Genomic DNA, 11874 nt, shown 5'->3' with positions numbered 1-11874 from the left:
TGCCCGAACGTTGATTTTAGGCGCCGGGTGGGGCAGTCTCTCGGTTTTGATAGCTTGCTAATGGGGTTTCCGATGACGTTTGATCAATTGCTTGCGGCGGTGCGCTCAGACAACGAGGTGGTTATTCCCGGAAGCTGGGGGCAAGGGCGGGCAAGCTTTGGTGGCCTCCTTGCGGCGCTGGTCTTTGAACGCATGGCCGCGCTGGTCGGCGAGGGCCGTGCCATGCGTTCTTTGCAGACGTCTTTTGTGGGTCCTGTGGCGCCAGGTGTGCCAGCCCGCTGCGAGGCAGAGGTATTGCGAGAGGGGCGGGCTGTGACCCAGGTTCAGGGGCGAATTGTCCAGAACGGTGAGCCCCGGCTGGTATGTCTGGCCAGCTTTGGCGGAGATCGTGAATCCGCGGTGCAGGTGGATGCCCTGCCTGCGCCCAAGGCAACCCCTGTTGAACAGTGTCAGGCCTTGCCCTATATCGAGGGCGTGACACCGGCGTTCACCCAGCACATTGAGATGCGCTGGGCGTTCGGGCACATGCCGCTCAGTGGCAAGGGCGGACGAGAAATGGGCGGCTGGATGCAATTCCGGGATGAACCCCTATCACTCGAGGATGCTCATATCGTGGCACTGGTGGATGCCTGGCCGCCGGCACTGTTGCCGCATCTGAAAGGGCCTGCGCCGGCAAGCTCCCTGAGTTGGGCACTGGATATCCTGCATCCCCGGCCCGAGATAAAGTCCGGTGACTGGCTGTTGTACAAAGCCGGCATTGACCAGGCGGGAGCAGGGTATGGCCACACCCATGCCGGCATCTGGACCGCCAGTGGTGAACTGGTGGCGCTCAGCCGCCAGACGGTAACTGTGTTCGGCTGAAGCCCAGCAAGGGCGGCTGTTCAGGCCGCCCTCTGGGATTTCAGTGCATCGGTGATGATGCTGGCGAATTCCCTTGGTGAATCTTCTTGCAGGAAGTGGCCGCCGCGAAGTGTGGTGTGCGGTTGGCCATAGGCACCTGGAATGCGACGTTGCATGTAGCGATCACTGCCCCGGGTAATCGGGTCGCCGCTGCTGAAGCAGGTGATGAAGGGCTTGCGCCATTTCTCCAGGGCCCGCCAGGCTTCGCGGTTCGCCGCACTGGATGGGTCGTCACTGGAAACCGGTACCAGCCTGGGGAAAGCCCGGGCGCCGGCCTTGTATTCCGCCGACGGGAACGGCGCTTCGTATGCCGCCAGTTCGCCTTTCGACAGCATCCGGTCGGTCCCCAGTTGAACCACCCGCCCGATGGGCAGCCAGGGGCTGTGGGTGGCAAAGGTCTTCCAGAGCGTGAAGGTGGTGGTCACGCGGTTTTCACCGGTAGGCAGCATGCCGTTGCCAACGATGATCCGGTCGAACCGGCGCGGGTTTTCCGCCGCCAGTCTCAATCCGAGCAGTGAGCCCCAGTTCTGGCATACCAGCGTAATGTTGCTCAGTTCCAGCTGATCCAACCAGTTCACCAGCCAGGTCATGTGCCGGTCGTAGCTGTAATCATCCACCGAGGCGGGCTTGTCGGATTTGCCGAAACCAATCAGATCGGGCGCAAGTACCCGGTGGCCGGCATTGGCAACCAGCGGAATCATATGCCGGTACAGGTAAGACCAGGACGGCTCACCGTGCAGCATCAAAACCGGAGACGCATCGGCCGGACCCTCGTCGACATAATGCATCCTGAGGTTCGGAGCCACATCCAGATAATTTGGCGCAAACGGGTAGTCCGGGAGGTCCGCAAAGCGGCCTTCATCGGTTCTCAGAATACGCATGCCATCGACTGTCCTGACTGATTGGTTGCGAGATTGCCGGAGGCCGGTTAACGGTTAAAAGCCTCCGGGGGCAATCGTAGAAAGGAAGGATAATTCAGATAGGGGGTTTATGTGTTTGACTTGCGTAACAGTGCGTTGCCGCTTTGATTCAGCTGGCAAGGCCGAGTAGTTGGTCACAATTTTCGAAGGCACTCATGGCCTCGTCACAGCAGTTAACGGCACCGCAATCGTCTGCTGAGCAGTAGCCAATTGTCTGGCAATCAATACCGGGCGCGGCGGTATCGCGTTCGGTTCGGAAAATTTTTGCCCTTGATAGCGTGGAGTGGCAATGTCCACACAAAAGCGTCGGGACGGCGCTGTTTTCAGCGGCGACCGCGGTAAAGATTTGTTGTTCGTTCATAGTCATAAAATCCTCCTGTTTATTTCACAGTATGGACAGGATGTGAAAGTTTAAAGTCTGCGGGATGAAAGACGCGTTAGTTGCTGGGGTCGACAACCGGCCGGCGATTGGAGCGCTTGTCGTCCCAATCCAGTTCCTTCGGGTCGTACCAGCCTATGCCGCCCAGTACTTTTTTTCGGGTGGATGGCGACAGGGTTGGCCACAACTCCTGGAATTCGCTCAGACCCAGTTCCCGCTGTTTTTGTTGTTTGCTTTGTAAACGGTTGATGGTGCGTGGCAGCTGCAGGGCTTCGCCCAGCTGGCCAGGAACAACGACTTCTTGCCCCATCACCTTGCGGCGGTGAGTGCGGGCAGCCAGAACCCGGCGAAGTTCAGTCGCGGCCTCCAGGGCCGTCTCTTCGGTAAATTGCTCCAATTCCACCAGAACAGCCTGTTTAAATATCAATCAACAGCCGACCACTATAACCCGAAGTGGTCTGTCATGGCCATGCCACCATGATACGCTAGGCCCGACGGCAGGTATCACTCACCTTTGCCGTCCTCTATTTTCGATCGTTTCGTTGGTAAGGGAATCGCGACCGTATGTACGCAAAACTGGAAACACGGACTTTTCTGGCCCTGCTAGTTGGGGTGTCGCTGGCTTTTGTCCTGTTGATGAAGCCGTTCTTTGGTCCCATTTTCTGGGCTGTTGCGATCGCACTCATTTTTCATCCGGTGCAGCAATTACTGATCCGTAAGCTTGGCGACCGACCGAACCTCAATGCCTTGATTACCCTGGTTTGCTGCATGGTGATCGTGGTGATTCCGGTGTTGGTGCTGGTGACCTCCCTGATTGCCGAGGGAGTGGGGCTGTATCAGCGGATCCAGAGTGGGGAAATTCGGCCCGGTGAGTACATCGATCAGGTCAACGATTCTTTCCCTGCGATCGAAGCCTTCCTGGCGCCTTTCGGCGTTGATTTCGCTGAACTTCGTGATCGTGCCGTCAGCCTGTTTGTCGGCGGTAGCCAGTTCCTGGCCAAGCAGGCCATTGGCGTGGGACAGAACACCTTCCAGTTTTTCCTGGGACTTGCCTTGATGGTGTATCTCGCGTTTTTCCTTCTGCGGGATGGCGACAAGCTGGTGGAGCTGATTATCCGGGCCTTGCCGCTGGGCGATGAGCGTGAACGCCTGCTGTTTGCCAAGTTTGCCGAGGTAACCCGGGCGACGGTGAAAGGCAACCTGCTGATCGCCATCATTCAGGGCGCACTTGGTGGTCTCATTTTCTGGGTTCTTGGGATCAGTGGAGCGCTGCTCTGGGGTGTGGTGATGGCCGTCGTGTCGCTGCTGCCGGCGGTCGGGGCGGCGCTGGTCTGGGTGCCGGCGGCAGTGTATCTGGCGGCCGTTGGTGATGTTGTGCAGGCGGTGGTACTGACGGTATTCGGTGTTGTCGTCATCGGTCTGGCAGACAATTTGTTACGCCCTGTGCTGGTCGGACGAGATACGAAACTTCCCGATTACATTGTCTTGTTGTCGACCCTGGGAGGAATCGTTATGTTCGGGGTGAACGGGTTTGTCATGGGGCCGCTGGTCGCTGCCCTTTTCATGGCCTTCTGGGGAATATTCATTCGTGAGTTTGGGCAGGACTCAGAGGCTGAGGAACCGTCAGCCGGTGAGCCGGGTGATGCTGAATCCGGTCCAAGATGAACTTCTTGTAAAGTGTGATACGATGTTCACACTTTGCCCCAGCCTGTGGAGATCGGCACCACACAACAATAAAGAATGGGTATCGGTGAGATATCAGGAGTATGCAGGTGAGTAGCATGAAAAAAACAATCAATCCTATGAGCCGTATGGCGGTTGCGGTGGGCGCAGCTGCAATGCTCGGGTTGGCGCCCGCAGCATTTGCCGCAGATGAAACCGTTGCACTGAAAAACGCTCTTTACGGCGCAGGATACAGCATCGCAAACGTAAGCCCGACAATGGACGACGCCACCAAGGCGGCGCTCAAGAAATTCCAGATGGACAGCGGTATTGCCGTCACCGGTGCGATTGATGACGCCACCAAGAAAGCGCTGGGTATCGTATCTGTTCAGGTTGCTGCTGCGGCCAGCACAAGCAGCGCGCCGGCCAAGACCGAACAGGCCTCCGCATCGGCTGAAACAACCAAAACTGCCGACACAAAAGCGGCCAAAGACGCTGCCAAAGAAGACGAGGACGACGGCTGGTCACTGTGGTAAACCGCCCCGCCTGACGCAAAAAGCCCGCCGGTTTGGCGGGCTTTTTTGTGCCTGGATGGTTAGTCCAGTTTGCTCAGGTCCCGAACCGCGCCTTTGTCTGCGCTGGTGGCAAGCAAGGCATAGGCTTTGAGTGCTGCAGATACCTTGCGGTCCCGAGCCAGTTCTGGTTTCCAGCCTCTGGTGTCCCGCGCCTCGCGGCGACGATCCAGCTCGCTTTGATCCAGAAGCACATTGATGGAGCGGTTGGGGATGTCAATGCGAATGCGGTCGCCGTTTTCAATCAGACCAATGGCGCCGCCGGCAGCGGCTTCCGGCGAGGCGTGCCCGATGGACAAGCCCGAGGTGCCTCCTGAAAAACGACCGTCGGTCAGCAGCGCACACTGTTTACCCAGGCCCTTGGATTTCAGGTAACTGGTCGGGTACAGCATTTCCTGCATGCCCGGACCACCTTTGGGGCCTTCGTAACGGATGATAACCACCTCGCCGGGCTTGACTTCATCGCTGAGAATGCCGGCCACCGCAGAGTCCTGGCTCTCGAACACGCGGGCGGAACCTTCAAAGACAAAGATGCTTTCGTCCACGCCGGCGGTTTTGACCACGCAGCCGTCCAGGGCAATGTTGCCGTAGAGCACGGCCAGGCCGCCTTCGGAGGAGTACGCATGTTCCACGGAGCGGATGCAGCCGTTCTCCCTGTCACCATCGAGGCTGGGCCAGCGGGTGCTTTGGCTGAAGGCGGTCTGGGTCGGGATGCCGGCCGGGCCTGCCTTGTAGAATTCCACCACCTCGGCAGACGGGGAGCGCATGATGTCCCAGGTATCCAGTGCCTCTTTCAGTGTCTTGCTGTGGACGGTGGGCAGGTCCGTGTTGATCAGTCCGCCCCGCTCCAGTTCGCCGAGGATACCCATGATGCCGCCGGCACGATGCACGTCTTCCATGTGGTATTTCGGTGAGTTGGGGGCCACCTTGCTCAGTTGGGGCACGCGTCGGGAAAGCTGGTCGATTTCGTTCAGGGTAAACGGCACCAGGCCTTCCTGGGCGGCTGCCAGCAGGTGCAGGATGGTGTTGGTGGAGCCGCCCATGGCGATGTCGAGGGTCATGGCGTTTTCAAACGCGGCCATGGAGGCAATGCTGCGTGGCAGCACGCTGGCATCGTCCTCCTCGTAATAGCGGCGGGTATTCTCCACAATCTGACGTCCGGCTTTCAGGAAAAGTTGTTCCCGGTCGGCGTGGGTAGCCAGCATGGAGCCGTTACCCGGCAGGGCCAGGCCAATGGCCTCGGTCAGGCAGTTCATTGAGTTGGCAGTAAACATGCCGGAACAGGAGCCGCAGGTTGGGCACGCGCTGCGCTCGTATTCGGCCACGGTTTCGTCGTCGGCACTGGGGTCGGCGGCAATCACCATGGCGTCTACCAGATCCAGCTTGTGTTCAGAGAGCTTGGTCTTGCCGGCTTCCATCGGGCCGCCAGAAACGAATATGGTGGGGATGTTCAGGCGCATGGCGGCCATCAGCATGCCCGGGGTGATCTTGTCACAGTTGGAAATGCATACCAGAGCGTCGGCGCAGTGAGCGTTCGCCATATACTCCACCGAGTCGGCGATGATCTCGCGGGAGGGCAGGGAATAGAGCATGCCGTCGTGGCCCATGGCGATGCCATCGTCCACGGCGATGGTGTTGAACTCTTTGGCAACGCCGCCGGCGGCCTCAATTTCGCGGCACACCAGTTGGCCCAGGTCCTTCAGGTGGACGTGGCCCGGCACGAACTGGGTAAAGGAGTTGGCAACCGCAATAATGGGTTTGCCGAAGTCCTCGTTTTTCATGCCGGTGGCGCGCCAGAGGGCTCGGGCGCCGGCCATGTTGCGGCCGGCAGTGGATGTCCGCGATCGATACTGTGGCATGGTGCTGTGATCTCTCTTTTATTTCAGTTGGACGTTATCGTAAGGCATTGTGCAAAAATGAAGAATACCAGATTAGAATCCCTTCGCATGGATGTTTTGAGGGGCGGCATTTCTTGAAAAGTTTCAACGGGAGTAGCTAAAAATGACCGAGGGTCGGAGCATAACGTCGCCGATGGCCGCAGAAGATGGCTTGCTCCCTCGGCTCAGGGAGTTCGGGCCGCTGGCCCGGCTCAGTGATGACCAGCTGGTGCTATTGGCCAGTCGGGTTGAGCACCGGCAGTTTGGAGCTGGTCAGAAGCTGGCGGAGCGGGGTGGACGGGACGGCAAACAGCTGTTCCTGCTGAAAGGCATGGTGGAGCTGTTGGCCGGCGGCGGTCAGAAAACCCTGGTTGACGCCCATTCGCCCGAGGCTGCCGCACCTATCGCCCGGCTACAGCCCCGGCTTTATGATGTCATTGCTGCCGCGCCCTGCGAGATCGTGTCTGTTGAGGGACGCATGTTGACTCAGTTGTTGCAGGAAGCGCCACTGGCTCGGCCTGACGGCGGTTCGCATGAGGTGGCGGTAATGGATGAAGACCGTGAACACGCGCTGCTCATGTCTTTTTATAGCGAGCTCCGGGCCAATCAGGTAACGGTACCCAGTCTTCCCGATGTGGCCTGGAAGATCTGTCGGGTGGTGGATGATGATAACTCCTCGCCGGAGGCAGTGATCCAAGCCATCTCTGCGGATCCCGCCATTGCAGCCAAGCTGATTCGGGCCTGCAACAGCCCTCTTTACCGCGGGTTCAGTGAGGTGACGAGCGTCCGGGGCGCAGTGCTCCGCCTCGGCATGCCAACGACACGTCAGCTGGTAACGGTTTTCGCCATGCGTGAGGTATCCACGGCGCAGCCCCCTGCTTTGAAATCTGCCATGGAGCAACTCTGGCGACACTCCCGGGAAGTTGCCGCGCTGTGTTGGGTGCTGGCGGACCAGATCGCCGGGCTGAATCCGGAAGAGGCCATGCTTGCTGGACTGTTGCACGATATTGGCTCGGTCCCGGTACTGGTTCACTCCGAACGGCATGCTAATCTGTGTAAAGAGGAATCGCTGCTCGCCAAGGTAGTCCGGGAACTTCGCGGTGATGTGGGTGCCTCAGTGCTGGAGAGCTGGTCGTTTCCGTCAGCGTTTGTCGAATCCGCCCGGCATGCTGAGGATTGGCAGTTCGAATGCAGGGAAGAGTCCCCCCAGTTGGTGGATGTCGTTATTGTCGCGCAGATGCACTCGATGATTGGCTCGCATCAGGGTGCCCAGCTGCCACCCTTCACCGAAGTACCTGCCTACCGCAGACTTGGAGCACTGGGACTCAATGCCTCGAAAAGTCTCCAGCTACTGACGGAGGCACGGGCTCGTGTTGAAGATGTGCAGCAACTGCTGTCCATACGCTAATTCTTTTATGTCTGGTCGCCGACGGGGCCCACTGTAACTATGAATGTACCTCTCTTTCCGCTGAACTCCATCGTGCTTCCCAAGGGCAGGATACCTTTACAGCTTTTTGAACCCCGCTACATCGACATGCTGACCCGTTGTTTAAAGGAAGATCGCGGATTTGTCGTGGTCTTGCTTCGGGATGGCAGGGAAACGGATTCCGCTGCGGCCTTTTACGATATTGGCACCTATGTCCGGATCATCGACTTCCAGCAACTGGACAATGGCCTGTTGGGTATCACTGCCGAGGGTGTTGCCAAGGTCACGGTCGTGCGCAGCTGGCAGCAGGAAGATGGCCTGAATATCGGTGATGTGGAAATGTTGCTCGACGAGGCAGACAGCGATGTGCCGGAGCGGTTTGGGGAGCTGCCCTCAGTACTCCGGGCGCTTTTCAGGCATCCGGTAGTGCGTGACCTGGAAATGGACGTCGATTACGGAGATGCCCGGCAGGTAGGATGGCGACTGACCGAGTTGCTGCCGTTTGATAAGCAGGAAAAACAGCGACTGGTGGAGTTGCAGGACCCGCTTGAACGCCTCAGTCGGCTTCAGGAGTTGCTGGAAGCCCTGGAAGAGGGGTAGTCACATGCCGGTCAGAGTGGCTGGAAGCTGGCCTGTGCGACCGGCCAGTTCGTGATCATGTAGCTGATTGTGAACCCGGCCCAGACGAGTGTTGCCAGCGTCATCGACAGGTCTGGCGACAGGTGAATCCGATCATAGCGGCTGTAACTGGCTCTTACCGCGCCGGTGACGGCCAGCCCCAGTAAAATCCCCCCGATGATGTCCGTAAACCAGTGCACCCCGAGGTACAGTCGGCTGAGTGCGACGGGGATCAGTGGTAGTGAGCACAGCACATACACCTGCCAGCGCTTTCCCGGTCGGCTTTCAGCGGCGACGAAGCTGGCCAGCAGTGTGACGAATACAGTGATGCCAGCGCTGTGGCCGCTCGGGAAGGCCCCCGAGTCCGGTGGGTTGGCGACGGTTTCGGGGCGGACAATGCCAAGGGATGATTTCAGCAGCCAGACCAGAACAAAGGTCAGTAAGGCAGCAAAGGCCACATGCAGCGCTGCGGCATAATACCCCCGAAATACCAGGGTCAGGCAGATCAGGCCGGCGCCAGTCAGCAGCACGGGAGCATCCCCCAGCATGGTGGCGGCGATGGCCGGCCCCTCCAGGAGCGGCTGTCGGAGTTGTTCAAACCAGTGCAGGGCCTGCTGGTCGAACGGAATCAGAGCGTCGGTCTGGGTGGCGAGTTGTCCCCAGATCAGCAGCAGCCCCGCTGCACCCACTGCGAGGATCAGTGAGGCCAGAGGAAACTCCCCGGCGCGGGCAGGGCGGTGGTTGGTGTACAGGCGCCAGAAACGATGAGTGGCGTCGTACTTTCCCATCTTATCTTCCAACCAGTGATAGAGTCGTCCGCCATCCGTGAGGCCAAGCTGGAACTGGATCAGCAGCAGGTAGACCACCGCTACGGCGGCGAGGCTGATGCCCACCACCAGGTAAAAGTGGGCAGGCGGTCTGATCTCGCTCGCGAGCGCACTGCCCACCATAAACCCGGGCAAAATGTACACCGGGGCCCAACCGACGGCGGAAAAAATATTGAAGGTGAGGAAGCGTTGCCAAGGCATGCTGAGAGTGCCAGCCACCAACGGGATGACAGGTCGCACCGGCCCGACAAACCGACCGATCACCACGCTCTTGCCGCCGTGCTCGAGGAAAAAGGATTCACCCTTGGAGATCAGCGCGGGATAACGGCTGAATGGCCAGACGGTATGTAATCTGCCCTGCAGTTTGCGTCCGATGGCAAAGCTCAGAACATCGCCTGCGATTGCGCCGAGTCCGGCCCAGATCAGCGCCTGTATCAGAGGCATTTCGATCTGGCCTGCCAGCGCTGCAAAGGCAAAGAGGATGGCGACGCCGGGCACAATGACACCGGCGATGGCCAGGGATTCAATAAAGGCGGTCAGGAACAGCGCGAGGGCCAGCCAGCCGGGGTGCAGGGTCAGCCAGGCGGACAGCTCGCTTAGCCAGCCGTCGTTCATGCCGTAACGGTCTCTCCCGCGCTGAACCAGACCGAATCAGAACCCCGTTTCCTGGCATTGAGCATGGCCTGGTTGGCGCGATTGCGAAGGGCGTCGGTGCGGGTGTCGCCATTGCCTCGGGTTGTGCAGCCAATCGAAACGGTGGCCTTGCCAATGTCAGGCCAGTGGTGTTCGGAGATGGTCCGGCGAATTCGTTCGGCGATGACCCGAACCCCTTCTTCCGGCGTGAACGGAAGAATCAGGAAGAACTCGGTGTCGTTCAATGTGTACAGTGTGTCGCCGGCACGAATCACCGTGAACAATTGTCCGGTCATGTCCTGGTAGAGCGTCTGCAGGCTGTTCCTACCATGCAGGTCCACCAGTTCGTCAACATAATCAATGCTGAGATTAATCACCGACAGCGGATGACCGGTGGCGATGGCGCGGCTGATTTCTTTTTGCAGCGACTCGTCCAGGAAGCGTGCGTTGTGGGCGCCGGTTACGGGATCGGTGATCGCCAGATCTTCTGCGGATTGCGCCATATGGTCGTAGTGCCAGATGTAAAGTGCGGCTGCTGTCAGCAGAATGAAAAGGCCCGCAATGCGGGTAATGGCGTCTATCAGTGGGCCTTCGAACAGCAAGATGGCGGAGGCCGGAAGCAGAAGCAGCAGTGACAAGGAGACCCCCTGTCGCAGAGGCAGTATCAGGAGGTTGAGCACCAGCAGGGGCATGGCCCAGTGGATGATGCCGGCGTTGTCCAAGGTGACAAGGGCCGCAAGCAGACCGCTGTTCAGTCCAATCAGAAGCAGCAGGTGCCCCTTGGCCGACAGCTGGCGCTGACGACACAGGATCGTGTAGGCGAGGCCAATCAGGGTAAGGCCTGCCAGCGTCGCCGCCAGGTAAAACAGCTCGTAAAACCCGTAACGCAGGTTCTGCAGGGCCAGCATGAAAATAAAGAGGGTGGCGAGACCGTAACCGATGCCGTGGGTACAGGTGCGAAGTTGCGTTTCGGTCATCAGGCGGTCCCCTCCGCAGAAGCCGGTCCGGAAGGCGCCGCCTGACTCCAGGCGCTGTAAGCCTGGGTGCGGTCGCCACCTTGTTGCTGGGCTCGGCGCAGGGCGTTGGCGGCGCTCTGTTGCAGGCTGTCGGCATCGTCACCAATGTTCAGCCCGGCGATCCCGGCGCTGACGGTGAGTTTCAGTGAGTAGGACTCCAGAAGTGTGTTCAGGCCTTTTCGGATGGTGTCCGAGCGGGCAATGGCATCCGCTGTAGGCACACCCGGAAGGATAATCAGGAACTGGAGATCGGCCACCCGGTAGTAGGTGTCAAAATCCCGGAGCTGTGAGTGCAGGTAGCGGCCAATGCGTGGCAGGATGGAACGGATGTCCTTGTCCGGGGGGGCCTGATCGGTCAGATGAGTATCGAGACCAATCATGATGATGGACATGTCGATGCCCTCGCGCTCACTGCGCTGAATCTCCTTGTGCAGGTCAGCGGACAGGTATTCCCGGCTGGCGGCCTGAGTCAGTTCGTCGGTCCGGCGCAGAGGCACCAGCTGGCGGGCCTTGTATTCCCTGAGGAAAACCAGCAGAGCGGAGAGCAGCAGCGTTAGCAGGAAGGCACTGATCATCTGGTGTCGCTCCGGCTCGCCTTCAGCCAGTGGCAGAGTAACGATCACCACGGCCAGTACCAGAAGACTGATCAGTGCGGCGATGCCGATCGGGAGCAGCGCGAAGGTCAGCAGTGGCAGACCGTAAATCCAGTGCCTGAGCTCCCAGGGGCCGGTCCACAGGCTGGCGATCAGCAAACCCAGGAAAGCAAAGTAGAGAACCTGCTGGATACGGGGCCAGGGTGCGTTCTTTCGATTGAGACGGAAGGTCCTGGAGCAGATGACAATGCCGGCTCCGGCAATCGCTGCGACGGCGGTTACAGGCTTCCCCAGGGTAAAACCAAGTACGCCAATGGCGATCAGAGCCACGAAACCGGCGCGGGACAATCTGCTCAACAGGAATTTTTCGGCCAGTTGGGCCATGGTGTCCTTCCTCTCTGCTCCCTGACGTGTTGGCATTGCTGCGTCGCTATCATATCCGTTTAGGGTG

The 11874-nt window shown here is 59.2% G+C and carries 12 protein-coding genes; 5 read left to right on the top strand and 7 right to left on the bottom strand.

The window, feature by feature from the left end; genetic code table 11:
• The first annotated feature begins 72 nt into the window (after positions 1 to 72).
• Positions 73 to 861 (top strand): acyl-CoA thioesterase, encoded by a 789-nt coding sequence (locus QVZ43_RS15225; protein ID WP_302910605.1) that lies wholly within the window; start codon positions 73 to 75, stop codon positions 859 to 861.
• 20 nt (positions 862 to 881) lie between these two features.
• On the opposite strand, the gene QVZ43_RS15220 is transcribed toward QVZ43_RS15225, so the two are convergent.
• From QVZ43_RS15220 to QVZ43_RS15210, 3 genes are all read right to left on the bottom strand, one after another.
• Positions 882 to 1781 carry a haloalkane dehalogenase gene (locus QVZ43_RS15220; protein ID WP_223792717.1) on the bottom strand — a complete coding sequence of 300 codons (900 nt, stop codon included), beginning with the start codon at positions 1779 to 1781 and terminating at the stop codon, positions 882 to 884.
• A 148-nt stretch (positions 1782 to 1929) separates the two neighbouring features.
• Complete coding sequence (locus QVZ43_RS15215; protein ID WP_223792718.1) at positions 1930 to 2181, bottom strand: hypothetical protein; 252 nt, start codon at positions 2179 to 2181, stop codon at positions 1930 to 1932.
• Positions 2182 to 2257: 76 nt separating this feature from the next.
• Positions 2258 to 2602 carry a hypothetical protein gene (locus QVZ43_RS15210; protein WP_302910604.1) on the bottom strand — a complete coding sequence of 115 codons (345 nt, stop codon included), beginning with the start codon at positions 2600 to 2602 and terminating at the stop codon, positions 2258 to 2260.
• Between the two features lie 161 nt (positions 2603 to 2763).
• On the opposite strand from QVZ43_RS15210, the gene QVZ43_RS15205 reads away from it, so the two are divergent.
• A complete protein-coding gene (locus QVZ43_RS15205) occupies positions 2764 to 3864 on the top strand; it encodes an AI-2E family transporter (protein ID WP_302910603.1) in 1101 nt (366 codons plus the stop codon).
• Positions 3865 to 3980: 116 nt separating this feature from the next.
• A complete protein-coding gene (locus QVZ43_RS15200) occupies positions 3981 to 4397 on the top strand; it encodes a peptidoglycan-binding domain-containing protein (protein WP_302910602.1) in 417 nt (138 codons plus the stop codon).
• A gap of 59 nt (positions 4398 to 4456) precedes the next feature.
• On the opposite strand, the gene ilvD is transcribed toward QVZ43_RS15200, so the two are convergent.
• Positions 4457 to 6292 (bottom strand): dihydroxy-acid dehydratase, encoded by a 1836-nt coding sequence (gene ilvD / locus QVZ43_RS15195; RefSeq protein WP_223792722.1) that lies wholly within the window; start codon positions 6290 to 6292, stop codon positions 4457 to 4459.
• 142 nt (positions 6293 to 6434) lie between these two features.
• Here ilvD and QVZ43_RS15190 point away from each other — a divergent pair, with 142 nt between their 5' ends.
• Both QVZ43_RS15190 and QVZ43_RS15185 read left to right on the top strand, forming a co-directional pair.
• The gene (locus QVZ43_RS15190) at positions 6435 to 7718 is read left to right on the top strand and encodes an HDOD domain-containing protein (RefSeq protein WP_338140900.1); all 1284 of its coding nucleotides are present in this window, start codon (positions 6435 to 6437) and stop codon (positions 7716 to 7718) included.
• Positions 7719 to 7757: 39 nt separating this feature from the next.
• Positions 7758 to 8336, top strand: a complete 579-nt coding sequence (locus tag QVZ43_RS15185) for an LON peptidase substrate-binding domain-containing protein (protein ID WP_223792723.1) — start codon at positions 7758 to 7760, stop codon at positions 8334 to 8336.
• Positions 8337 to 8347: 11 nt separating this feature from the next.
• Here QVZ43_RS15185 and QVZ43_RS15180 read toward each other — a convergent pair whose 3' ends face one another.
• From QVZ43_RS15180 to QVZ43_RS15170, 3 genes are read right to left on the bottom strand one after another with little or no spacing between them, the layout of a single operon-like run.
• Positions 8348 to 9796 carry a bifunctional DedA family/phosphatase PAP2 family protein gene (locus tag QVZ43_RS15180; protein WP_302910601.1) on the bottom strand — a complete coding sequence of 483 codons (1449 nt, stop codon included), beginning with the start codon at positions 9794 to 9796 and terminating at the stop codon, positions 8348 to 8350.
• Entirely contained in the window at positions 9793 to 10791 is a 999-nt protein-coding gene (locus QVZ43_RS15175) for a GGDEF domain-containing protein (RefSeq protein ID WP_302910600.1), read from the bottom strand. The genes QVZ43_RS15180 and QVZ43_RS15175 overlap by 4 nt, the downstream gene beginning before the upstream one ends.
• Complete coding sequence (locus QVZ43_RS15170) at positions 10791 to 11807, bottom strand: GGDEF domain-containing protein (protein WP_302910599.1); 1017 nt, start codon at positions 11805 to 11807, stop codon at positions 10791 to 10793. The genes QVZ43_RS15175 and QVZ43_RS15170 overlap by 1 nt, the downstream gene beginning before the upstream one ends.
• Between the last annotated feature and the right edge of the window lie 67 nt (positions 11808 to 11874).

It is taken from the genome of Marinobacter suaedae, assembly GCF_030519635.1.
GTDB classification, from domain to species: domain Bacteria; phylum Pseudomonadota; class Gammaproteobacteria; order Pseudomonadales; family Oleiphilaceae; genus Marinobacter; species Marinobacter suaedae.
Note: the sequence above shows the minus strand (reverse complement) of the source record. Positions and strands in the feature narration are given on the sequence as shown.

What these genes read in the sequence shown, in the direction of transcription:
- QVZ43_RS15170 (WP_302910599.1), bottom strand. Translation starts at nt 11,807, where the DNA reads ATGGCCCAACTGGCCGAAAAATTCCTGTTGAGCAGATTGTCCCGCGCC.
- QVZ43_RS15175 (WP_302910600.1), bottom strand. Translation starts at nt 10,791, where the DNA reads ATGACCGAAACGCAACTTCGCACCTGTACCCACGGCATCGGTTACGGT.
- ilvD (WP_223792722.1), bottom strand. Translation starts at nt 6,292, where the DNA reads ATGCCACAGTATCGATCGCGGACATCCACTGCCGGCCGCAACATGGCC.
- QVZ43_RS15220 (WP_223792717.1), bottom strand. Translation starts at nt 1,781, where the DNA reads ATGCGTATTCTGAGAACCGATGAAGGCCGCTTTGCGGACCTCCCGGAC.
- QVZ43_RS15200 (WP_302910602.1), top strand. Translation starts at nt 3,981, where the DNA reads ATGAAAAAAACAATCAATCCTATGAGCCGTATGGCGGTTGCGGTGGGC.
- QVZ43_RS15215 (WP_223792718.1), bottom strand. Translation starts at nt 2,181, where the DNA reads ATGAACGAACAACAAATCTTTACCGCGGTCGCCGCTGAAAACAGCGCC.
- QVZ43_RS15205 (WP_302910603.1), top strand. Translation starts at nt 2,764, where the DNA reads ATGTACGCAAAACTGGAAACACGGACTTTTCTGGCCCTGCTAGTTGGG.
- QVZ43_RS15225 (WP_302910605.1), top strand. Translation starts at nt 73, where the DNA reads ATGACGTTTGATCAATTGCTTGCGGCGGTGCGCTCAGACAACGAGGTG.
- QVZ43_RS15180 (WP_302910601.1), bottom strand. Translation starts at nt 9,796, where the DNA reads ATGAACGACGGCTGGCTAAGCGAGCTGTCCGCCTGGCTGACCCTGCAC.
- QVZ43_RS15185 (WP_223792723.1), top strand. Translation starts at nt 7,758, where the DNA reads ATGAATGTACCTCTCTTTCCGCTGAACTCCATCGTGCTTCCCAAGGGC.
- QVZ43_RS15190 (WP_338140900.1), top strand. Translation starts at nt 6,435, where the DNA reads ATGACCGAGGGTCGGAGCATAACGTCGCCGATGGCCGCAGAAGATGGC.